The sequence below is a fragment of the Planctomonas psychrotolerans genome, from assembly GCF_008642235.1.
Classification (GTDB): domain Bacteria; phylum Actinomycetota; class Actinomycetes; order Actinomycetales; family Microbacteriaceae; genus Planctomonas; species Planctomonas psychrotolerans.
The window spans coordinates 145,952-170,095 of the sequence record NZ_SJEV01000002.1 but is presented as its reverse complement, the minus strand read 5'-3'; the positions used below and the strand labels follow the sequence as shown (position 1 = coordinate 170,095).

The following is a 24,144-nucleotide window of genomic DNA, read 5'->3' as shown; positions in this document are numbered from 1 at the left end:
AGGAGGTCCCCGCATGCCGTTCTTCATCATCGAGCGGAACTTCGCCGAAGAGGTGCAGGTGCCGCTGGAAGCCGCTGAGGACATCAACCTGATCAATGACGAGGAGAACGTGCGCTGGTTGTACTCGTTCCTTTCGCTGGATCATCGGAAGACCTACTGCTTGTACGAAGCCCCGTCGGTCGAAGCGATCCGGGCGGCGGCGGACCACGCCGGTATCCCCGCCGATTCGATCACCGAGGTAGCGGGACGGGTGCTGCCGTCCGGCACCCTGGCGGCGCTGGGGTAACCGCTCGACGTCGGGCAGCGGGCATCTAGGCCAGTCCGCGCTCCCGCGCGTAGGCGGCTGCCCGGGTGCGGTTCGCCGCCCCCGTCTTGGCGAGGATGCTGCGCACGTGGTTCGCGGCGGTGTGCTCGCTCACGGAGAGGCGGCGCGCGATCTCCCGGTTGCTCATCCCGGCCGCGACCAGGCGGATCACCTCCGCCTCCCGTGCCGTGAGCCCGTCGGGGAACGACCCCGCGGACAGACCCGCCGCATCGAGCGACCGCAACACTCGGACCAGCCCGGCCGGAGCCGCAATCGCGCGGGCGCGATCCGCGTACGCGGCGGCACGGTGCGACGCCGGCTCCCGGCGGTGCAGATGCACCGCCGTCGCGGCCAGGGTATGCGCCACGTGCAGTGCAGCATCGCTGCGCTCATCGAGCTCGAGGGCGGCGTCGAAGCGCTCGAGCGCGTTCTCCGTGCCGCACAGGGAATCGATCTGCCCGAGGTACCTGTCGGCGCTGCCGAAGAGCGCGATGTAGTAGCCGGAGAGGAGATTGAGACCGCTGTACTCCGCCATCCACGGTCGCAGTCGCGCCGCGGTCTCGGCGTCGGAGAGCCATAGGGCAGCCTCCACCAGGAAGACCAGCCGAGCGGGCCAGTCGGCCGACTCGTGTGCCCCCGGTTCATCGTGCTCGAGGAGCCAGTGCAGTACGCGCCGGGCGGGATCCACCATGCCCAACTCCGTGTAGAGCGCCAATAGACCGGGGGCCCACCGTGTCGTCGGGGATTCCGACCCCGACACCAGAGCACGGATCGATTCCAGTCGCCCCGATTCGCGCCGCACCATGAAGCTCTGAAGGCTGTTCGCGCCGGACGTGGCATCCGACTTGAAGGTCGCCTCGGCCGCCTGCACCCGTGCGATGGCGCTGCGCGCGTCGTCGAGGCGCCCCGCGGCGAACACCCGCCCGTAGCGCACGCACTCGATCCAGTAGTCCCAGTACGACCCCCACCGCCGACGGACTTCGACGAGGTCCCGTTCGCCCTGATCCCGTCCGTTCCGATCTCCGACGATGTAGTACGCCGCGCTCCGGAAGTTCGCGGACGCACCGAAGGCCTCCGCGCCGGTCGGTCGCGCGAGATCGGCCAGTTCCTCAGCGCGCCGGATGCGCTCGACCAGCCCCACGGGTCGGAGCGAGTGGCATACGCTCGCGCGCAGCACCCGGGCGAGAACGCGATCGTCCCCGATCCGCCTCGCCGACTCGATGGCCGCGGCTACCAGAGCCTCCGCGTCGCGCGCGGCGCCCGTGAACGCCGTGGCGCGGGACAGGGCGGCGATCGCCTCGAGGTAGAGCGGGTCGGAGTCATCCACCGGCACCCCGGCGAGGGCGTTCGTGAGCGCTTCGACCGCCGGCTTCCCCGGCAGCCCGGGGCGCCACGATGCCTCCTCGAAACCGATCGCCGCGGCGAGGCGCTGGCGCTCGTTCCCGAACTGCATCACCAGTTCGTTGAGTCGCCGCGCCCGGGCGAAGTCGGCGGTGAAGGTCCAGCTCCGGGCCGCTCGCAGGCGAAGGGCATCCCGTTCGGTCGGATCCCCGGTTATATCGGCGGCGCGCTCGAACAGGTCCCCGGCGTCCTCGTACGCGAGCCTGCCTTCGGCGATCTCCGCGGATCGCGTCAGATAGGTGACGGCCGCATCCGAGAAGCCGAGCGCGCGCGCTGACACGTAGTGGTGGGCGAGGCGTTGGGCGAGACGTGGCGCGGTCGGGAACATGGTCTCGAGCGTCTGGGCGATTCGCGCATGCAACCGAATGGTCTCGGCGCCGGGGATCGTGTCGAGGAATGCCTGACGCGCGATGGCATGGGGGAACCGATGCAGTTCGCCGCCCGCACGAGGCGCGTCGACCAAGCCGGCATCGGTCGCGGTGTCGATCGCCCCGAGAGCGGCTGATTCGTCGAGCTCCGTGACTGCGAGAACCTCTCGAAGATCGAATCTCTGGCCGAGCAGTGCCGCGAGCTGCAGAACCGAGATTGCGTGGCCATCCAGCGCGTCGATGCGCGAGCGCATGACGTCCCGGATCGACGCCGGAACCTCCAGGATGCGACTCGGCTCGTCGCCGGAGGGGGAGCGCCCGAGGTCGACGACCAGACGCCACGTCTCCCGCAGCAAGAAGGGATTGCCTCCGGTCAACGCGTGCAACACCTTCGCCGGGCCGGCCGCCGCGGCCATGTCGATGTCCGAGCAGCGGGAGACGTAGTCGGCTATGTCGGTCGGGCTCAGGGGGCCGAGCTCCATCCGGCGCACGCCTTCGAATCGGCGGAGATCGGTGAGCGCGTCCGACAATGCGTCCGATCGGTCGGGTGGAGTGTGGCGGAACGTACCGAGCACCAGCATCCGCGAGTCCTGCGCGGCCGCGATCAGCCTCGTCAGCAATCGTGTCGCCGTCACGTCCGCCCAGTGCAGATCCTCGATGATGAGCACCATCGGATGGATCCGAGCGGCGGCTCGAATGACATCGTTCACCGCGTCGTAGAGGCGGCTCGGACCGTTCCCTTCCAGCGCTGCTGCGCCGTGTCGCGCGAAGGCGCGCTCGAGCAGGATCAGGGACTCCTCGAGGTCGGGATCCGCGTCACCAGCGCGCATGATGTCGACCAGGCGACGGATCGGGTCATCGAACGGCTCGAACGGCTCGCCGTACTCGGGGGTGCAGGAGCCGAAGAGCACGAGGGCCCCGCACGCGTGCAACGCCGTTCCCACCGTGCTGACCAGCCGGGACTTTCCCACGCCGGGTTCGCCGCTGATGAAGACCGCTCGACTGGCCCCGGCGAGCACATCCGCCCATGCGGACTCGAGTTCGGCCTTCTCGTGCCGTCGCGCAACGAAGGGTGGCTGGCCCGAGCGGGACCACCTCGGGGGCAGAGCTGGAGCGGACCATTCCCGCATCCCTTCACGGTAGTGCCGCACGGACTAGTTGAGAAGAACTCAGGGATAGTCAATTCGCGTCATGCGGTGGCGTGGCACGGGCGATCACGCTGTCGTACAGAGCCGCAAATTTCTCCTCGGACCGGATGGGTGGGCGCCGCCCTTCCGAGCATGCGGCCGATGTCGGCGCCGGGATACCGATCGAGGAAACCTCATGAAACTCGTACGGAAACGGTCCATATCGGCGGCTCTCACCGTGGGGTTCGCCGCTGCGCTCGCGGTCTCACCGGCGTCCACGGTGACGGCGGCACCGCGCCTGGTGACCGATCAACGTCAGCTCGTACCGGCGTATTTCTCCCCGGCCGGCCCGCGCTGGGCGAACATGTGTCAGCGGCTGAGCATGAAGCCCGGACCGTCGACGGCGATCATGAACCCGGCATCCGGACCCGGTGACGCCGTCGACGTCGACTACCGGAACGCCATCGACACGTGTCACGCTCTCGGACAACGGGTGATCGGTTACGTGACGACCGACTACACAGGGGTGTCGCTCGACCGGGTGAAAGATCAGATCGACGCGTACTACTCGTTCTACCCGGAGATCGATGGGATCTTCCTCGACGCCATGAGCAACACTCTCGATCGAGGAACGGACTACAGGTTCGACGCGAAGACCCTCACCGTGAGGGAGTACTACCGCCTCCTGCGCGATCACATCACATCGAAGCCGAAGGCCGCATCTTGGTCGTCGTCGTCGTCGTCGACCACTGCGTCGACCACCGACCGGCCGCTGAAGAACTACATCGTCGGCAATGCGGGGGCCGGAGCCGGTGCCGGTGGGTCAGCCCCGTGGCAACTGTCGATGCCCGTCGTGGACAACCTGGTCGTGTTCGAGGGCTCCATGTCGGAGTACCGCGACTGGACTCCGCCCGATTGGCTGTGGGACTACCCGGCGGCGAAGATCAGCCAACTCGTCTACGGCGCGGCGCCCATCCAGTTGGGTCCGACGTCCTTTGGGGTGGCTCGCGATCTGTCGCGCCAACGCAACGCCGGACACGTGTACATCACCGCGGACACTTTGCCGAACCCGTACGACACCCTGACGACCTACTGGCCGAAGCCGGTGGCCACCCCGCCGAAGCACATCTGCTGCATGAGAATGCAGTGACCCGGCGGCCCCTCCGACGCGTTCCTGGCCTTGTCGAGGGGACGTGCCCACACGGTCCCCTTCGCCTGTCGAAGGGGCGCACCCCCACGGTCCCTGAGCCCGTCGAAGGGACGCCACCCCACGGTCCCTGAGCTCGTCGAAGGGACGCACCCCACACGGTCCCTGAGCGCGTCGGAGGGACGCCACCCCACGGTCCCTGAGCTCGTCGAAGGGACGCCCCGAACGGTCCCTGAGTCTGTCGGAGGGACGCGACCTCACGGTCGCTGAGCTCGTCGAAGGGACGCGACCTCACGGTCCCTGAGCTCGTGGCAGGGACGCCACCACACGGTCCCAAGCTCGCTGAAGAAGGGTTCCCACACGGTCCCTGAGCCTGTCGAAGGGACGCAACCACTCGGTCCCTGAGCCTGTCGAGGGGACGCAACCACTCGGTCCCTGAGCCCGTCGCAGGAACCCGACCACTCGGTCCCTGAGCCTGTCGAAGGGACATAGGCGCCGTCGACCGCCCCCTCTTCTCCTCCACAAGCTCGACGGCGAAAAGCCCACTGACCGGCTCGAACCTTCGGGCGAAAATGTCGTAGGTGTGTGCGATAGTACGTGCATGAATCCCTCGCCCACGAAGGCCTCGGGCCGGCAGCAATCGTCCATTGATGGTGATCCGGTCGCGCGGATTCGGACGCTTGCGGACGAGTGCGCGAACGCACTCCCGTGCACCACCGTCCCAGATCTTTCCGACGAGGACACGGTGGCGCTGGTGGCCGAGGTCGAGCGTCTCGGCCGTCGCGTCGACGCCTTACGGGTCGTCCTGGCCGGCGAGGTCGCGGACCGGTCCCGGCCCAATCGCGGTGCGCGCGGGCTGGCTGTGTCCCGCGGTTGTCGGACTCCGGCAGACCTGATCGAGCAACTGACGCAGGTGTCCGGCACGACAGCTCGCCGGCGGGTAGTACTGGCCGGTGATGTGCGTCGTGACTCGTTCCCGGGCGGCGACCGCACCGAAGCACGATTCGATCTCGTGGCTCAGGCCGTCGAAGACGGCACTATAGGCATCGACGCGGCCACGGTGATCACCAAGGGACTCACCTCGCTTCTCGCCCACGGGTCTCTCGACGAGTTGGGAAAGGCGAAGACCGAGTTGGTCGCCGCGGCCACCGGCACGGGCCCTGACAGCACGGTGCCGGTGTCGGCGGACTCGGTGCGGGTGATGGTGTGCGTGTGGCAGGCGAAGCTCGACCCGGACGGCCTTGATCCGGCGGAGGACCGGTCGATGGCGGTGCGGGACTTCCGGTTCGGTCCGGAACGCAACGGGCTGCTGCATGGCTCGTTCCGGCTCATGGCGGAAGCCGGGGGTCGGGTGAAGACTCTGTTCGACGCGTACCTGACCCCGACCACCGCGCCCGCATTCATGACCGAAGAAGAACGGGCAACCGCCGAAGCGGAAGGCGGGAAGGATTCCCGGACGCCGGCTCAGCAGCGGCATGACATCTTCGTCGCGATCATCGACGCCATGGCCCGCAGCGGCCAGGCACCCACAATCGGCGGTGCCGCACCCACCGTTCTGGTGTCCGTCCGGGCGGAGGATCTTGCGTCCGGGCAGGGTGCCGGCTGGTCGGATCGGGTGGAGGGTCCGGTGTCGATGCGGACGGTGCGGCAGATGGTGTGCACCGGTGGCATCCAAAAGGTCGTCCTTAGCCAGGAAGGGCGGATCGTGCGCCTGGGGTCACCGGAGCGGTGCTTCACCCCACCGCAACGACGCGCGATCTCCCTCCGAGACGGCGGGTGCATCATTCCCGGCTGCACCATCCCCGCCGGCTGGTGCGAGATCCACCACGTGATCCCTGATAAGGATGGCGGGCCGACGCATCCGGACAATGGTGTGCTGTTGTGCTGGTTCCATCACCGCACCATCGACACTTCCGAGTGGCAGATCCGTATGCGACACGGCGTCCCGGAAGTGAAACCACCACCCTGGATCGAGTACTTCGGCACGTGGCGACCCGCCACCAAGTCCCGCACCCGACTCCTCGACCGGCTCGACGCCCCACCCGAGTAGAAGCCCACAGCGGAGCGTCGTCACGACCGGACCGGTGCGGATCGCGTCCCGTCGACAAGCTCAGGGACCGTGTGAGGTTGCGTTCCCGTCGGGATACGCAGCGGGCGTGGCGATCGCGAGTAACGGTCGCTGAGCCTGTCGAAGCGACGGGACCGCGCAGCAAGCGCCCCTTCGACAAGCTCAGGGACCGTATGCGTGCGTCCCTTGCGGTTGCGTCCCTTCGACAGGCTCAGAAACCGTGTGAGGTGCGTGCTCCTCGACGACTCAGCGGGCGTGGCGATCGCGAGTTACGGTCGCTGAGCCTGTCGAAGCGAAGCGAAGCGACGGGACGGCGCGGCGAGCGTCCCTTCGACAAGCTCAGGGACCGTATCCGCATAGGCCGCCTCGACCACCCCGGGAACGGCCGTCGCCCGAGGAGTTGGGGGCGGGGGTGGCGTGGTGGGGCTCGGGGGTCGGTGGGCATCTATGGGCGGAGCCCCAGCACGCCACCTCCGCACCCCCACACGACCGCAACCGGTCACATCCCTTCGACAAGCTCAGGGACCGTGCGGCTCAGGGACGCACCCCGCCGTCCCTTCGACAAGCTCAGGGACCGTGCGGCTCAGGGACCGTCGGGCGCGTCCCTTCGACAAGCGAGGGGACGGCGGGGTCGCGTCCCTTCGACGGGCTCAGGGACCGTGCGGGGCGGCGCGCATCTCCGCCTTATGGCTGATGGACACCGCGCGATGGTGGGCATACGCTGGCGTGCGCCTATTTCCCGCACCGGCGATATGCCGGATCCCGGGCGACGGTCGAGCCGCGCGAGCAGCGCCCCGTCATCCGCATCGTCATCCACATCCGAGCACCGAATACCGCCGACCACGCTCACCCCAGCACGCACACGCACGCGCACGCGCACGATTCGAGGAACACCGCTCCATGCTCATCTCCCTGGTCCGCCAGTACTCGCGGCCCTACAAGCCGTTCATCGTCGCAGTGGTGGTGCTGCAGCTCGCGGCCACCATCGCGGCGCTCTACCTGCCCAGCCTGAACGCGGAGATCATCGATCGCGGTGTGGCCCGGGGCGACACCGAGCTGATCTGGGACATCGGCATGGTGATGCTCGGCGTGAGCCTCGTGCAGGTGGCGGCGGCCATCGCGGCCGTGTACTTCGGCTCGAAGGCCGCCATGGCCGTGGGCCGCGACGTGCGACGCGCCGTCTTCCACAAGGTGTCGAGCTTTTCGGCGCAGGAGGTGAACGAGTTCGGCGCACCCAGCCTCATCACCCGCGGCACCAATGACGTGCAGCAGGTGCAGATGCTTGTGCTGATGGGCCTCAACTTCATGGTCGCCGCACCGATCATGTGCGTGGGCGGCATCATCATGGCGCTCCGCGAGGACCTCGAACTGTCCTGGCTCGTGTGGGTGTCGGTGCCCGCACTGTTCGTGGTCGTCGGCTTTCTGGTCTGGAAGCTGATGCCGCTGTTCCGCACCATGCAGACCAAGATCGACAACATCAACGGCGTGCTGCGCGAGCAGATCACCGGCATCCGCGTGGTCCGCGCGTTCGTGCGCGAACCGTACGAGGCGCAGCGCTTCGGGAAGGCGAACCGGGAACTCACCGACGTGTCCCTCGCCGTCGGGTCCCTATTCGTGCTGATGTTCCCGCTGATCGGGATGATCCTGCACCTGGCCACGGCCGCCGTGCTGTGGTTCGGCGGCCTCCGGGTCGACGCGGGGGAGATGGAGGTGGGCGCGCTCACCGCCTTCCTGCAGTACCTGCTGCAGATCCTCGTCGCGGTGATGATGGGCACCTTCATGGCGATGATGATCCCGCGCGCATCCGTCTGCGCCGAGCGCATCGGCGAGGTTCTCGGAGTGACTCCGGCGATCTCCGAGCCGGAGCGGCCGGAGCAGCCCACGCGGCAGGCCGGCGTCGTGGAATACCGCAACGTGACCTTCGCCTATCCCGGGGCCGAGGCGCCGGTGCTCGACAACGTGAGCTTCACCGCGCGACCCGGGCAGACCACGGCGATCGTCGGCAGCACCGGGGCGGGGAAGAGCACGCTCATCTCCATGCTGCCCCGACTGTTCGACGTGGGCAGCGGTGAGGTCCTGCTCGACGGCGTGCCCGTGACCCGGATGGCGCACGCCGACATCACCGACCGCGTCGCGTCGGTGCCGCAGCGGCCCTACCTGTTCTCCGGCACCATCGCCCACAATCTGCGCTTCGGCAACCCGGATGCGACGGACGGCGACCTCTGGGAGGCACTCACCGTGGCGCAGGGAGCGGACTTCGTGCGCGCGAAGGACAACGGCCTCGACGCCCCGATCTCGCAGGGCGGGACCAACGTGTCCGGCGGCCAGCGCCAACGGTTGTGCATCGCGCGGGCGCTCGTCGCCAAGCCGCAGGTGTACCTCTTCGACGACTCCTTCTCCGCGCTCGACGTGACCACCGATGCGCGGCTGCGCGCAGCCCTGAAGACCACGACGCAGAACGCCACGGTGATCATCGTGGCCCAGCGCGTGACCACCATCCTCGACGCCGACCAGATCCTCGTCATGGATCACGGACAGATCGTGGCACGCGGCACGCACGACGAATTGCTGGAAACGTCGCCCACCTATCAAGAGATCGTGCAGTCGCAGGCAGCGGCGGAGGAAGTGGCATGAGCACCGACAAGCCGCGCGCGAACAAGGCGGGCACGAGGAAGGAACGAACGCGACGCTCCGGAGCGCAGGTGGCACCGGTCGCGGCGCCGACGCCCGGTGCGGCGGCGGATGCCGAGGCGCAGGTTCTCGACGAGGAGTTCACCCCCACGGAGGCCGACGGCGACATGTTCGGCGGCGTGCCGGCCAAGAAGGCCAAGCACTTCTGGCCGTCGGCCAAGCGGCTCTTCGGGCTGCTCGCCCCGGAAAAAGCCGCCATCTCAGTTGTCCTGGTCATGGTGGTCGTCGCCGTCGTGCTGAACGTGATCGCCCCGCGCGTGCTCGGCAACGCCATGGACGTGATCTTCAATGGCATCATCAGCCGCGACCTGCCGTCGGGCCTTACCCAGGAGCAGGTCATCGACCGCCTTCGCGCGCAAGGTCAGGACCAGTTCGCCGACCTGCTGACGGGCATGGAGTTCATCCCCGGAGCGGGCATCGACTTCGGGGTGCTCGGCCGACTGATCCTCGTCGTTCTCGGCATGTACCTCGTGTCGTCGTTGTTCATGTGGCTGCAGGGCTACGTGCTCAACAAGATCGTCATGCGAGTGGTGTTCACCCTCCGCCGCGCGACCGAGGAGAAGCTCAACCGACTTCCGCTCGGCTACTTCGACACGCGCCAGCGCGGGGACATGCTCTCCCGCGTGACCAACGACGTGGACAACGTGCAGCAGGCCCTGCAGCAGGCGTTCGCGCAGCTCATCATGTCGGCGCTCAGCCTTATCGGCATCACCGTGATGATGTTCATCGTGTCGTGGCAGCTCGCGCTGATCGCGCTGATCGCACTGCCCCTCTCCGCGATCGGTGCTGGGATCATCGGCGTCCGCAGCCAAAAGCTGTTCGCCGCGCAGTGGAAGAACACCGGACAGCTGAACGGCCACATCGAGGAGTCGTTCAGCGGCTACGACCTCGTGCGCGTCTTCGGCCGCGAGAAGGAGTCGCTCGCCCAGTTCGACGAGAAGAACGAGGAGTTGTACCGGGCTTCGTTCGGCGCGCAGTTCGTGTCGGGCATGATCATGCCCGTCATGCAGTTCATCTCCTATCTGTCCTACGTGGGCATCGCCGTGGTCGGCGGGCTCCGCGTGGCGTCCGGGTCGATGACCCTCGGCGACGCGACCGCGTTCATCCAGTACTCCCGCGAGTTCAATCAGCCGCTCAGTCAGATGGCCGGGATGGCCAACATGCTGCAGTCCGGCGTCGCCTCCGCCGAGCGCGTGTTCGAGCTCCTCGACGCCGACGAACAGGACCCCGACACGGCCACCGAGACGCTGCCGGCGAAGACCGACGGTCACGTGGCATTCGAGAACGTGAGCTTCCGGTACACGCCCGACAAGCCGCTCATCGACGACCTCACCTTCGCCGCACGGCCGGGCGAGACCGTGGCCATCGTCGGTCCGACCGGCGCGGGCAAGACCACGCTCGTGAACCTGGTGATGCGCTTCTACGAGCTGAACTCGGGGCGGATCACGGTGGACAACGTGGACATCACGCACCTCAGCCGCGCCGAGCTCCGCTCGAAGGTGGGCATGGTGCTGCAGGATGCCTGGCTGTTCGGCGGATCGATCTACGACAACATCCGCTACGGCAACCTCGATGCCACCGAGGAGCAGGTGATGGAGGCGGCGAAGGCCACCTACGTCGACCGGTTCGTGCGTGCCCTGCCCGACGGCTACGACACGCTGATCGACGAGGACGGCAACAACGTCAGCGCGGGAGAGAAGCAACTCATCACCATCGCCCGGGCGTTCCTGGCAAACCCGTCCCTACTCATCCTCGACGAGGCGACGAGCTCGGTGGACACCCGCACCGAGTTGCTGGTGCAGCACGCCATGGCAGCGCTCCGCACCGACCGCACGAGCTTCGTGATCGCGCACCGGTTGTCCACCATCCGCGACGCCGACATCATCCTCATGATGGAGGACGGGCGGATCGTCGAGCAGGGGTCGCACACCGAACTCCTCGAGGCGCAGGGCGCGTACTACCGGCTGTACATGTCGCAGTTCGCGGCGGCGCGCGTCGAGTAGCGGGGGACGTTCTTAACCTCCCGTTCACCTCGGCAGTCGATCGTACGGAGCGGCCCACCCGAGACGAAAGTTCCATGATCGATTCCCCGCAGAGCATCCTCGATCGTTCGCAGGCGGCACCCTCCGCCCGCACCCTGATCGACATCCTGCGCGAGTCGGCCGAGGCGCATCCCGAGGCATCGGCCATCGAGGACGCGGACGGAGCCCTCAGCTACGGCGAAATGATGGCGCGGGTGGCGCAGGTGGCGACGGAGCTGCGCAAGGCGGGAGTCGGTCGGGGCCACCGCGTCGGCGTCCGGATGCCCTCGGGCACGCGACGGTTGTACCTCGCCATCCTCGGCATTCTCGCCGCGGGGGCCGCCTATGTGCCCGTGGACGCCGACGACCCCGACGAGCGCGCCCGGCTGGTGTTCGGGGAGGCCCGCGTGATCGGCACGATCACCGGTTCCGGGGTGTACACCGCCGCCGACGGCGCCGAACGGCGGCTGTTCGCCGGACCTGCGCCCCACCCTTCGGTAGCCACCCCGCTGGACGGGGCGCCCGACCCCACGGACGACGCCTGGGTGATCTTCACGTCGGGATCCACGGGAACGCCGAAGGGCGTCGCCGTGTCGCACCGATCCGCCGCGGCGTTCGTCGATGCGGAGGCACGACTGTTCCTCAGAGAGGAACCCATCGCCCCCGGTGACCGGGTGCTCGCCGGTCTGTCCGTCGCCTTCGATGCCTCGTGCGAGGAGATGTGGCTCGCGTGGCGGCACGGCGCCTGTCTGGTGCCGGCACCGCGGAGTCTCGTGCGAAGCGGTATGGACCTCGGGCCGTGGCTCACCACGCGCGGCATCACTATCGTCTCGACCGTTCCCACCCTCGCGGCACTGTGGCCGGCGGAGTCGCTCGAGAACGTGCGGATGCTCATCTTCGGTGGTGAGGCGTGCCCGCCCGAGCTCGGGGAGCGGCTGGCCCGCGACGGCCGGGAGGTGTGGAACACCTACGGGCCGACCGAGGCGACGGTGGTCGCGTGCGCCGCCCGCCTGGGTGGCGCCGGCCCGGTGCGGATCGGCCTTCCACTCGACGGCTGGACCCTCGCGGTGGTGGACGAGAACGGCCGCCGCGTCGCCGAGGGGGAGTCCGGTGAGCTCATCATCGGCGGGGTCGGACTGGCTCGGTACCTCGATGCGGCGAAGGATGCGGAGAAGTACGCGCCATTCCCGACCCTCGGCTGGGAGCGCGCGTACCGCAGCGGTGACCTCGTGCGCTACGAGAGCGCCGGTCTGATCTTCTCCGGGCGCGCCGACGACCAGGTGAAGGTCGGCGGCCGACGGATCGAGCTGGGCGAGATCGAATCGGCCCTGCAAGCGTTGCCCGGGGTGTCCGGCGCCGCGGTGGCCGTGCAGACCACGCCCGCCGGCAACCAGGTGCTCGTGGGCTACGTCGTCCCGACGGAACGGGGGGACTGGGACCGCGACGCCGCCGTGGAGCACCTACGGGGAGTACTGCCCGCCGCACTCGTCCCCGTGCTCGCCCGCATCGACGACCTGCCCACGCGCACGTCCGGCAAGGTGGATCGCGCGGCGCTTCCCTGGCCACTGGCGGGAGCCGCTGAGACCGACACCGAACTCCCCGGCCGCCTGCGGCCTCTGGCGGACATGTGGTCGGCTGTGCTCGGCATGCCGGTGACGAGCGCGGACGCGAACTTCTTCGATCTGGGTGGCGGCTCGCTGTCCGCCGCTCAACTCGTCGCACGCATCCGTTCCGTCGACCCCGAGTTCACGGTCGCCCACGTGTACGCGCACCCGCGGCTCGAGGCGATGGCCGACGCCATCGCCGGCCGCACGCCGTCCGCGACCCAGCCGCGCAGCCCCGCGCCCCGCGCCACACCGGTTGCGACCCAGTGGATCCTGACGCTGCTCGGCGTTCCCCTGCTCGCCCTGACCGGGATGCGCTGGCTGGTCTACCTGCTCACCGCCAGCAGCATCCTCGCGCCGCTCGGCGGCTTCGACGCCCTCCCGACGGTACCGATCGGCGTGCTCCTCACGGGCATCCTCCTCTTCGCGACGCCGTTCGGCCGGATGGCGATCTCGGCTCTGGCCGCTCGTCTCCTCCTCCGGCGCCTCGAGCCCGGAAACTACCCGCGCGGAGGCTCCTGGCACCTGCGCATCTGGTTGGCCGAACAGATCGCGCAGCAGATCGGCGCCGTGGGACTCGCCGGTGCCCCATGGATCACCTACTACGCGCGCGCGCTCGGTGCACGCATCGGCGAAGACGTGGACCTGCACACGCTGCCGCCCGTCACGGGCATGCTCCGGATCGGCCGGGGTGCCTCGGTGGAGCCGGAGGTGGACCTCTCTGGGTACTGGATCGACGGCGACACGGTCCGCGTTGGAGCGGTACGCATCGGTGCCGGGTCGACGGTCGGGGCGCGCAGCACCCTGCTGCCCGGAACGAGGATCGGCAAGAACGCCGAGATCGCTCCCGGGTCGGCCGTGTTCGGCCGGGTACCCGCCGGCCAGCGGTGGGCCGGGTCGCCGGCCGTGCGGGTGGGACGCGCCCGGGTGTGGTGGCCCGCCGCCCGCCCGCCGCGGCGCACGCGCTGGGTCTACGGGTACGCCGTCTCCTCGGTGCTCCTCGCCGTGCTGCCGATCGTGGCGTTCGCGGTCGGTGGCGCCCTTCTCGCCGGAGCGGCGCGCGGTGCCGATGACCTCGTGGAGTTCTGGTGGCGTTCCCTCGCCGCCCTTGTCCCGGCCGTCCTCGCCACCGGCGTCGTCCTGGCCGGCTCCGTCGTGATCATCGTTCGCCTCCTCGGTCTCGGCGTGATCGAGGGCATGCATCCGGTGCGCAGCCGCGTCGGCTGGCAACTGTGGACCACCGAGCGCCTGCTCGACCTCGCGCGCAGCGCGCTGTTCCCCCTGTACTCGGGGCTCTTCACCCCCGTGTGGCTGCGGATGCTCGGAGCCACCATCGGCCGGGATGTCGAGGCGTCCACGGTGCTGCTCATCCCGGCCATGACCACGGTGAAGAATGGGGCATTCCTCGCCGACGACACGCTGGTCGCCTCATACGAGCTGGGCGGCGGATGGATGCGCGTGGCCCGCGCCGAGATCGGTGCCCGCGCATTCCTCGGCAACTCGGGCATGGCCGGTCCGGGGCACCGCGTGCCGAAAGACGGTCTCGTGGCGGTGCTGTCGGCGGCACCGCTCAAGTCGAAGGCCGGCTCATCCTGGCTGGGGTCCCCGCCCGTGCGTCTCCGCCGGACGGTCAACGCGGGTGATGCCCGCAGGACGACGAACCCGCCCCCACGGTTGCGGGTGGCGCGCATCCTCTGGGAGCTCGGCCGCGCGATCCCCGTGTTCGTCACCTGCGCCATCGGGCTCGGCGTGCTGCTCGTCCTCGGCGCCATCACGTCGGCATGGGGACTGCTCGCGGCCATCCCCCTCAGCGGCGTCGTGCTGCTCGCCGCCGGGGCCGTCGCGGCGGCCGTCTCCACGGCCGCGAAGTGGGTGCTCATCGGTCGGGTGCGCGTGGGCGAGCATCCGCTCTGGTCGAGCTTCATCTGGCGCAGCGAGGTGTCGGACACCTTCACCGAGATGGTCGCGGCGCCCTGGTTCGCGTCATCGGCGGGCGGCACACCCGCCCTGGTGTGGTGGCTCCGCAGCCTCGGCGCGCGCATCGGCCGCGGCGTGTGGTGCGAGAGCCACTGGCTGCCCGAGGCGGATCTCGTCACCCTCGGCGACGCGGCCACGGTGAACCGCGGGTGCGTCGTGCAGACGCATCTGTTCCATGATCGAATCATGAGTATGGACACCGTCACCCTCGACGCCGGAGCTACGCTCGGCCCGCACAGCGTCATCCTGCCGGCGGCCCGCATCGCCGCCCAGGCTACGGTGGGGCCGGTGTCCCTCGTGATGCGCGGCGAACTCGTGCCGGAGGCCAGCCGCTGGAGCGGCAACCCCATCGGCCCGTGGCGCGAGGTCACCATCGGCGACTACGCATCGAAGGTGCCCGCGACCACGGGCCGTTCGTGACGCCGGAGGCATCCGGAGACGCGTACACCCCCGAGGTCGGTACCGGCGCATACCGGGTCGAGCACTACGACCTCGACCTCGACTACCGGGTGTCGCGGAACCGTCTCTCCGCCACCGCGACGATCACGGCGGTGGCGGTCGTGCAGCTTCGGAAGTTCTCCCTCGATCTCGCCGGGCTGCGCGTCAGTTCGGTGCGCGTGAATGGCGACCCCGCCCCGAAGTACTCCCACCTCGGCTCGACGCTATCCGTGACTCCCCCCGACACCATCGCGGCGGGGGATCGATTCGCCGTCACCGTGGCGTACGCGGGCGCCCCGTCCCCCCGGCGCACGCCGTGGGGTGAGCTGGGCTGGGAGGAGCTCAGCGACGGCGTGCTCGTCGCCTCCCAGCCGTCGGGCTCGTGCACCTGGTTCCCCTGCAACGACCGGCCCGGCGACAAGGCGACCTTCCGCATCCGGGTCACCGTCGACGCCCCGTACACGGTCGTCTGCAGCGGCCATCTGGTCTCCCGCACGAAGGTCTCCGGCCGCCGATCGTGGGTGTACGAGCAGGAGGTCCCCACGTCGCCGTACCTGGCGACCGTGCAGATCGGCCGGTACGCGACGACCACCATGCGGGCGGGATCCGTGATCGCCACGGTCGCGTATCCGCCGGCCCTCGAGGCGCGCGTCCGTTCCGACTTCGCCGTCGTTCCCGGCATGATGGCGTTGTTCGAGCAGCTCTTCGGACCGTACCCGTTCGGCAAGTACCACCTCGTCGTCACGGATGACGCACTAGAGATACCGCTCGAGGCACAGGCGATGGCGGTCTTCGGTTCGAATCACATCGACGGTGCCGGGTCGACGGAGCGGCTGATCGCTCACGAGCTGGCGCACCAGTGGTTCGGCAACAGTGTGGGCCTCACCGAGTGGCGGCACATCTGGCTCAACGAGGGATTCGCCTGCTACGCCGAGTGGCTCTGGTCGGAGCACAGCGGTGGCGCGTCGGCCGATGCGCTCGCCCGCGGCCATCACGCCCGACTCGCCCGGCTCGGTCAGGACATCCGCATCGGGGAGCCTGGAGCGCGCCTCATGTTCGATGACCGCGTCTACAAGCGGGGAGCGCTGACCCTGCATGCCGTGCGTCGCCGGCTCGGCGACCCGGCATTCTTCGACCTGCTGACCCGATGGTGCGATCGGCACCGGCACGGCACCGTCACGACGGCGGACTTCGTGGCGGAATCGGGCCTCGGGTCGGGCTTCTTCCAGCCGTGGCTGTTCTCGGCCGCCATGCCCGCCCTTCCCTGAGCCACGGTCAACGGTCGCGATCGGCGCGTGGAGTCCTCGACCACCACGTCCACGTCGATGATCGGCTTCGCCGCGAGCCCCGGCACCGACGTGGATCCGACGTGGTGCACCTCGAGCGCCCGCGGTCCGAGCGCCGCGGTCAGCAGGCGGCGAAGGCGATCGAACTGCTCCGGCCACGAGGCGTCGTACGGCACCACCCCTCCCACGTGCACCTGGCGGGATGCGAGCCGGAAGCGACGCCGATCGAGCGTGGCGGCGGGATCGTACGGCCGCCAGAGCGGATGCGTGCGCATGCGGGGCAGGGCGCTCAGCGGCCCACGTACGACGCGAGGTGCTCGCCCGTGAGCGTGGACCGGGCGGCCACCAGCTCGGCCGGGGTGCCCTCGAACACGATCCGACCACCGTCGCGGCCGGCGCCCGGCCCGAGGTCGATGAGCCAGTCGGAATGCGCCATCACCGCCTGGTGATGCTCCACGACGATCACCGACTTGCCCGAATCGACGAGCCGGTCGAGAAGACCGAGCAGTTGCTCGACGTCGGCGAGGTGGAGTCCGGTGGTCGGCTCGTCGAGCACGTACACGCCGCCCTTCTCGGCGAGGTGGGTCGCCAGCTTCAGCCGCTGGCGCTCACCACCCGACAGTGTCGTGAGCGGTTGACCCAGACTCAGATACCCGAGGCCGACGTCGGACAGGCGCTGCAGGATGGCGTGCGCTGCCGGGGTCCGCGCGTCACCCGCGCCGAAGAACTCGGTCGCCTCCGTCACCGACATTGCGAGCACCTCGCTGATGTCCCGGCCACCGAGCGTGTACTCGAGGACCGACGCGTCGAACCGCTTGCCCTCGCACACCTCGCAGGGGGAGGCGACACTCGCCATGATCCCGAGGTCGGTGTAGATGACGCCCGCTCCGTTGCAGTTCGGGCAGGCGCCCTCGGAGTTCGAGCTGAACAGTGCCGGCTTCACGCCGTTCGCCTTCGCGAAGGCCTTGCGGATCGGTTCGAGCATGCCGGTGTAGGTGGCCGGGTTGCTCCGGCGCGAACCACGGATCGCGCCCTGGTCGATCGACACCACGCCCGCATCCTCGGGCATCGACCCGTGCACGAGCGAACTCTTGCCCGAGCCGGCGACACCGGTGATCACGACGAGCACTCCCAGGGGAATGTCCACGTCGACGTCCCGCAGGTTGTGGGCGGACGCGCCGCGGATCTGCAGCGTTCCGGTGGGCTCCCGCACCGCGTCCTTCAGCGCCACCCGGTCGTGCAGGTGACGCCCGGTCAGGGTGTCGCTCGCGCGGAGGCCGTCGAGGGTCCCTTCGTAACAGATGGTGCCGCCCGCCGCTCCCGCGCCCGGCCCGAGGTCGACCACGTGATCGGCGATGGCGATCATCTCGGGCTTGTGCTCGACGACGAGCACGGTGTTGCCCTTGTCCCGCAGCCGCAGGAGGAGCTCGTTCATCCGCTGGATGTCGTGGGGGTGGAGTCCGATGGTCGGTTCGTCGAACACGTAGGTGACGTCGGTGAGCGAAGACCCGAGGTGACGGATGAGCTTGGTGCGCTGCGCTTCACCGCCCGACAGCGTGCCGGCCGGGCGGTCGAGCGACAGGTAACCGAGCCCGATTTCGACGAATGAATCGAGAGTGTGCTGCAGCGCGGCGAGAAGCGGTGCCACCGACGGCTCGTGCACCCCCCGCACCCACTCGGCGAGGTCGCTGATCTGCATGGCGCAGGCATCCGCGATGCTGATGCCGGCGATGCGCGACGACCGGGCGCCCTCGTTCAGGCGGGTGCCCTCGCAGTCGGGGCAGGTCGTGAAGGTCACGGCGCGCTCGACGAAGGCGCGGATGTGCGGCTGCATCGCCTCCTTGTCCTTCGACAGGAACGACTTCGAGATCTTCGGGATCAGACCCTCGTAGGTCATGTTCATGGACTGCAACGCGACCTTCGTCGGCTCCTTGTAGAGGAAGTCGTTCAACTCCTTCTTCGTGTAGTCCCGGATCGGCTTCGTCGGATCGAGGAACCCCGACTCGCTGAAGATGCGCACCATCCAGCCGTCCGCCGTGTAGCCCGGAATGGTGAGCGCACCGTCGACGAGAGACTTCGAGTCGTCGTAGAGCTGGGTGAGGTCGATGTCGTTCACCGTTCCCATGCCCTCGCACCGCGGGCACATCCCGCCGGTGATCGAGAAGCTCCGCCGCTCCTTCGTGGTCTTCCCGGCTCGCTCCATCGTCACCGCGCCCGCGCCGCTGATCGACGCCACGTTGAAGGAGAACGCCTGCGGCGGCCCGACGTGCGGCTGCCCGAGCCGGCTGAAGAGGATGCGCAGCATCGCGTTGGCGTCGGTGGCCGTGCCGACCGTGGAGCGGGAGTTGGCGCCCATCCGTTCCTGGTCGATGATGATCGCGGTGGTCAGCCCGCCGAGCACGTCGACATCGGGTCGGGCGAGCGTGGGCATGAAGCCCTGCAGGAAGGCGCTGTAGGTCTCGTTGATCATGCGCTGCGACTCCGCGGCGATCGTGCTGAACACCAGCGAACTCTTGCCGGAGCCGGACACGCCGGTGAACACCGTGAGCCGGCGCTTCGGGATCTCGAGGCTGACGTCCTTGAGATTGTTCTCCCGGGCACCCTGCACGCGGATGACATCGTGAGTGTCGGCGGCGTGCATCCCGGGGAGCCGGGCTTCCGTCGTCGTGGCCGTGCTCATGGGATCTCCATCCGTCCTGCGGGGCTGCCTCAGCGACAGGCCGGTGCAAATCTAGTGGACGCTCCGCGCCGTCCTCTAGAGCCACGGATCACGGGCCCGGCGGAGTCCGTATCATCGGACCTATGCTCGATGCCCGAGCGTCCGCGCCGGGAAGGCTGAGGAGCACACCATGAAGGTCGTCGTCACGGGATCACGCGGCAAGGTCGGGCGCGCGGCCACCCAGGCGCTCGTCGACGCGGGGCACGATGTGCTCGGGGTCGATCTGGTGCCCCCGGTGTTCGACGCCGGGGTCGTGGTGCCCGGTCGGTACAAGCAAGCGGACCTGACCGATGCCGGATCGGCGTTCGCGATCGTGGCCGGTGCCGATGCGGTCGTGCACATCGCCGCCATCCCGCAACCCCTCGGCCACCCCGCCCACGTCGTGATGCACACCAACGTCATGTCGACCTTCAACATGATCGAGGCCGCCGTGCGCTTCGGTGTCAAGCGCTTCGTGAACATCTCGAGCGAGAGCATCGTCGGCAACTTCTTCCCCGAGCGCCCCTTCTCTCCGGACTACGTGCCGGTGGACGAGGAGCACCCGATCTACCCGCAGGACGTGTACGCGCTCTCCAAGGCGTTCGGCGAGCAGATGATGGACGCCGCCGTCCGCCGGTCCGACATCGCGGCTATCACCATCCGGCCGGCCACCGTGCACAACGAGGACAACTACGAGACGAACCTCGGCCCCCTGGTGCGCGACCCCTCGATCGTCAACGGCAACTTCCGGAGCTACATCGACGTCTACGACCTCGCGGACGCCATCGTGCTGGCCACCACGTCCGACCTGCCGGGCCACGAGGTCTTCTACATCGCCAACCCGGACAACGCCGGCGGCCACGATTTCGCGGAGGTCCTCCGCGCGTACTACAGCGACTCCATCGAGTTGCGCGAGCTCGACCGGGTGGACGCCTCCGGCATCTCGACGAGAAAAGCCCGGGAGCTGCTCGGCTGGGAGGCCACCCGCTCGTGGAGCGACTACCTCGACCGGGACGGACGCGCCCTGTCATCCTGAGCACGACCCCTCGACCGAATACGGCCAGAACAGAATAGGACCGACATGCCCAACATCACCGTTCAACTCCTCCGCGGCCGTTCGGTCGAACAGCGCCGGGAGTTCGCACGCCTCGTCACGCAGACCGCCGTGGACGTGCTCGGCGCCCGCCCCCAGGACGTGCGGATGGTGTTCGACGAGATCGACCCCGACATCGTGGCGAACGGCGGTGTACTCGCCAGTGAGGACGACTCCCGTGCGGAGGTCGTCGCCCGCCACGCGGCCGACCCCAGCTGAGCCCCACGGTCCCTGAGCCGCCCACGGTCCCTGAGCCTGTCGAAGGGACGGTGCGGCCCCACGGTCCCTGAGCCTGTCGAAGGGACGGTGCGGCCCCACGGTCCCTGAGCCTGTCGAAGGGACGTTGCCGCCCTCACGGTCCCTGAGCCTGTCGAAGGGACGGTGCGGCCCCACGGTCCCTGAGCCTGTCGAAGGGACGTTGCCGCCCTCACGGTCCCTGAGCCCCATTCGTCAGCGGCCGGGGGTAGAGTCGCCGAGGTGACACGACCAGCCATTGCCACGGTCGGTGAGCTCCGCGCCTCCGGCCATGTTCAGAGAAGTCTCCGCGGCGAGATCCGCGACAACCTGCTGTCCGCGCTTCGCGAGGGGCGCGACCCGTGGCCCGGCCTGCACGGCTTCGACGCCACCGTCATCCCGCAACTGGAACGAGCTCTGCTCGCCGGACACGACATCGTGCTGCTCGGCGAGCGCGGCCAGGGCAAGACCCGCCTGCTGCGCACGATGAACGGCCTGCTCGACGAGTGGTCGCCGGTCATCGAGGGGTCGGAGCTCGGCGAGCACCCCTTCGAGCCCATCACCGCGACGAGCATCCGCCGCGCGGTGCAGTTCGGCGATGACCTCCCGATCACCTGGCGCCACCGCGACGCGCGGTACGCCGAGAAGCTCGCGACCCCGGACACCAGCGTGGCCGACCTGATCGGTGACGTCGATCCGATGAAGGTTGCCGAGGGGCGAAGCCTCGGCGACCCGGAGACGATCCACTTCGGCCTCATCCCGCGGAGCCACCGCGGCATCGTCGCCATCAACGAGCTGCCCGACCTCGCCGAACGCATCCAGGTCGCGATGCTCAACGTGATGGAGGAGCGGGACATCCAGATTCGCGGTTACGTGCTGCGCCTCCCGCTCGACGTGCTGGTCGTGGCCAGTGCAAACCCCGAGGACTACACCAACCGCGGCCGCATTATCACCCCGCTGAAGGACCGCTTCGGGGCCGAGATCCGTACGCACTACCCGACGGAACTGGCCGACGAGGTGGCGATCATCCGGCAGGAGTCCGACCTCGTCGCCGACGTGCCCGACTACCTGGTGGAGATCCTCGCGCGCTTCACTCGGGCCCTGCGCGAATCCAGCGCCGTCGACCAGCGCAGCGGCGTGAGCGCGCGGTTCGCCATCGCGGGAGCCGAGACCATCGCCGCGGCGGCGATCCATCGCGCAACCCGCCAGGGCGAGGAGCATGCGGTGGCCCGCCCGGTGGATCTCGAGACCGCCGTCGACGTGCTGGGGGGCAAGATCGAATTCGAGTCGGGGGAGGAGGGGCGCGAGGACGAGATCCTCGACCACCTGCTGCGCACCGCGACCGCCGAGACCGTTCGTGCTCACCTCCGGGGCGTTGACCTCGCCGCCCTCACCACCGCCATCGAGACCGGCGTGATGATCACCACCGGTGAGCAGGTGACTGCCCGCGAGTTCCTCACCGGACTCCCGCCGCTCGGCGAGTCCGACCTGTACGACGTGGTTTGCGAGCGGCTGGATGCCACGAACGACGGGCAGCGGGCCGGAGCCATCGAGCTGGCCCTCGAGGGCCTCTACCTCATGCGCAAGATCAGCAAGGAGAGCGGCGGAGGCGAAACCATCTATGGCTAGAGCCAATCGCCGGCTCACCCGGGCGTCCCGGTACGGCAGGTATGCGGGCGGACCGGATCCGCTCGCGCCGCCTGTCGACCTGACCGAGGCGCTCGACGCCATCGGCGAGGACGTGATGGCGGGCTCGTCGCCGGAGCGCGCCATGCGGGAGTTCCTGCGCCGCGGCGGCCGTGACCAGGCCGGGCTGGACGACCTGGCCCGGCGGGTGGCGGAGCGTCGACGGGAACTCACCCGCGAGCACAACCTCGACGGCACCCTCCAGGAGATCACCGAGCTGTTGCAGAAGGCCGTGCTGGCCGAGCGCGGCCAACTGGCCCGCGACGTCGACATGGACGACGCCGACCGCATGCTGGCGGAGATGCAACTGGACACCCTCCCGACGTCGCCCGCGGCGGCGGTGCAGGATCTGGCCGGGTATGACTGGCGCAGCACCGAGGCGCGCGCGAACTACGAGCGAATCAAGGATCTGCTCGGCCGCGAGATGCTCGACCAGCGCTTCGCCGGCATGAAGAACGCGCTCGAGAACGCCACGGACGAGGATCGCGCGGCCATCATCGTGATGCTCGGCGACCTCAACGACCTGCTCGAGGCGCACAAGCGCGGCGACGACACCCACGAGCAATTCGATGAGTTCATGGCCCAGCACGGCGACTACTTCCCCGAGCGGCCGGGGTCCGTGGAGGAGCTGCTCGACTCGCTGGCCGCCCGCGCCGCCGCGGCGCAGCGGATGCGCAACTCGATGACGGAGGAGCAGCGCGCCGAGCTCGACGCGCTGGCGCAGCAGGCGTTTGGTTCCCCCGAGCTCATGCAGTCCCTCGCCGAGCTCGACGGAAACCTCCGCTCGCTCCGCCCGGGCGAGGACTGGGGCGGTGCGGAGTCGATGGACGGCGAGAACGGTCTCGGTCTGGGCGACGGCACCGGCGTCTTCCAGGACATCGCCGAGCTGGACGAGCTCGCGGAACAGCTGTCGCAGTCGTACAGCGGCTCGCGGCTCGACGATCTCGATCTCGATGCCCTCACCCGTCAGCTCGGCGACGACGCGGCTGTCGACGCGCGCACGCTTCAACGGCTGGAGCAGGCGCTCCGTGACTCGGGCACCCTGCGGCGCGGTTCCGATGGTCAGCTCACGCTGACCCCGAAGGCGATGCGTCAACTGGGTAAGTCGCTGTTGCGCGATGTCGCGAAGCGGATGTCGGGCCGCCAGGGCAACCGCGACCTGCGGCAGGCCGGTGCGGCCGGCGAACGCTCCGGCGCCACCCGGGAGTGGGCCTTCGGCGACACCGAGCCGTGGGATGTACCGCGCACCATCACGAATGCGCTGGGCCGGACAGCCGGGCGCAGGGCGGGCGGGGCGGGTGTGCGGATCGAGATCGGCGACGTGGAGATCCAGGAGACGGAGGCGCGCACGCAGGCCTGCGTGGCGCTCCTCGTCGACACCTCGTTCTCGATGGCGATGGATGGGCGCTGGGTGCCTATGAAGCGCACGGCGCTGGCGCTGCACACCCTCATCCGCACGCGCTTCCGCGGCGACGACCTCCAGCTCATCGCTTTCGGGCGCTCCGCCTCCGTCATGGGCATCGAGCAGCTCACCGGGCTCGACGCGGTGTACGAAAAGGGCACCAACCTGCACCACGCGCTGCTGCTCGCCAACCGGCACTTCCGCAAGCATCCCTCCGCCCAGCCGGTGCTCCTCATCGTCACCGACGGGGAACCCACATCGCATCTGGAGTCGAGCGGCGATGTCTTCTTCAGTTACCCGCCGCATCCGGCGACCGTCGCCTATGCGGTGCGGGAACTCGATTCGTCGATGCGGTTGGGCGCACAGACCACGTTCTTCCGTCTCGGCGAGGATCCGGGTCTCGCCCGCTTCGTCGACTCGATCGCGAAGCGGGTAGGCGGCACCGTCGTGTCGCCGGAGCTCGACGAACTCGGTGCCGCGGTGGTCGGGTCCTACCTCGGCTCACGCCAGGGCGCCGGTGGCTTCGGTTCGCCGGGGAGCGGATTCGGGGACATGTTCGGCGGCGGCCGCGGTTACTGGACCGGCTGACCGCGCGGGGG

The 24,144-nt window shown here is 69.1% G+C and carries 13 protein-coding genes and 1 pseudogene; 11 read left to right on the top strand and 3 right to left on the bottom strand.

The features are described 5' to 3' along the window. Positions 1-13 precede the first annotated feature (13 nt). Complete coding sequence (locus EY822_RS14090; protein ID WP_150309090.1) at positions 14-286, top strand: DUF4242 domain-containing protein; 273 nt, start codon at positions 14-16, stop codon at positions 284-286. A gap of 25 nt (positions 287-311) precedes the next feature. On the opposite strand, the gene EY822_RS14085 is transcribed toward EY822_RS14090, so the two are convergent. Further along, a complete protein-coding gene (locus tag EY822_RS14085) occupies positions 312-3,203 on the bottom strand; it encodes an ATP-binding protein (RefSeq protein ID WP_150309089.1) in 2,892 nt (963 codons plus the stop codon). Positions 3,204-3,396: 193 nt separating this feature from the next. Between EY822_RS14085 and EY822_RS14080 the strand changes: the two genes are divergently transcribed. The 6 genes from EY822_RS14080 (at position 3,397) to EY822_RS14055 (ending at position 16,414) form a co-directional block, all read left to right on the top strand. Next, complete coding sequence (locus tag EY822_RS14080; RefSeq protein WP_227497363.1) at positions 3,397-4,350, top strand: spherulation-specific family 4 protein; 954 nt, start codon at positions 3,397-3,399, stop codon at positions 4,348-4,350. Between the two features lie 598 nt (positions 4,351-4,948). Beyond that, positions 4,949-6,397 carry an HNH endonuclease signature motif containing protein gene (locus EY822_RS14075; RefSeq protein WP_150309087.1) on the top strand — a complete coding sequence of 483 codons (1,449 nt, stop codon included), beginning with the start codon at positions 4,949-4,951 and terminating at the stop codon, positions 6,395-6,397. 918 nt (positions 6,398-7,315) lie between these two features. Beyond that, on the top strand, positions 7,316-9,049 hold the full coding sequence (locus EY822_RS14070; RefSeq protein WP_150309086.1) for an ABC transporter ATP-binding protein: 1,734 nt from the start codon (positions 7,316-7,318) through the stop codon (positions 9,047-9,049). Next, positions 9,046-11,109, top strand: coding sequence for an ABC transporter ATP-binding protein (locus EY822_RS14065; protein WP_406610380.1), 2,064 nt, complete (start codon positions 9,046-9,048; stop codon positions 11,107-11,109). Before EY822_RS14070 ends, EY822_RS14065 begins: the two co-directional genes overlap by 4 nt. Positions 11,110-11,183: 74 nt before the next feature. Then, positions 11,184-15,128 carry a Pls/PosA family non-ribosomal peptide synthetase gene (locus EY822_RS14060; protein ID WP_150309085.1) on the top strand — a complete coding sequence of 1,315 codons (3,945 nt, stop codon included), beginning with the start codon at positions 11,184-11,186 and terminating at the stop codon, positions 15,126-15,128. Continuing rightward, the gene (locus EY822_RS14055) at positions 15,125-16,414 is read left to right on the top strand and encodes a M1 family metallopeptidase (protein ID WP_150309084.1); all 1,290 of its coding nucleotides are present in this window, start codon (positions 15,125-15,127) and stop codon (positions 16,412-16,414) included. Before EY822_RS14060 ends, EY822_RS14055 begins: the two co-directional genes overlap by 4 nt. A gap of 32 nt (positions 16,415-16,446) precedes the next feature. Here EY822_RS14055 and EY822_RS15520 read toward each other — a convergent pair. Beyond that, a pseudogene (locus EY822_RS15520) lies at positions 16,447-16,707 on the bottom strand (GrpB family protein); the annotation flags it as partial. Positions 16,708-16,721: 14 nt separating this feature from the next. Further along, a complete protein-coding gene (locus tag EY822_RS14045) occupies positions 16,722-19,112 on the bottom strand; it encodes an ATP-binding cassette domain-containing protein (RefSeq protein WP_150309082.1) in 2,391 nt (796 codons plus the stop codon). A 169-nt stretch (positions 19,113-19,281) separates the two neighbouring features. Here EY822_RS14045 and EY822_RS14040 point away from each other — a divergent pair, with 169 nt between their 5' ends. The 4 genes from EY822_RS14040 to EY822_RS14025 all read left to right on the top strand — a co-directional run bounded on the left by EY822_RS14040 (position 19,282) and on the right by EY822_RS14025 (position 24,133). Next, positions 19,282-20,166 carry an NAD-dependent epimerase/dehydratase family protein gene (locus EY822_RS14040; RefSeq protein WP_150309081.1) on the top strand — a complete coding sequence of 295 codons (885 nt, stop codon included), beginning with the start codon at positions 19,282-19,284 and terminating at the stop codon, positions 20,164-20,166. Between the two features lie 45 nt (positions 20,167-20,211). Continuing rightward, positions 20,212-20,442, top strand: coding sequence for a tautomerase family protein (locus tag EY822_RS14035; protein WP_150309080.1), 231 nt, complete (start codon positions 20,212-20,214; stop codon positions 20,440-20,442). 258 nt (positions 20,443-20,700) lie between these two features. After that, positions 20,701-22,086, top strand: a complete 1,386-nt coding sequence (locus tag EY822_RS14030; RefSeq protein ID WP_150309079.1) for a MoxR family ATPase — start codon at positions 20,701-20,703, stop codon at positions 22,084-22,086. Beyond that, the gene (locus tag EY822_RS14025) at positions 22,079-24,133 is read left to right on the top strand and encodes a vWA domain-containing protein (RefSeq protein WP_150309078.1); all 2,055 of its coding nucleotides are present in this window, start codon (positions 22,079-22,081) and stop codon (positions 24,131-24,133) included. Before EY822_RS14030 ends, EY822_RS14025 begins: the two co-directional genes overlap by 8 nt. Positions 24,134-24,144: the final 11 nt, after the last annotated feature.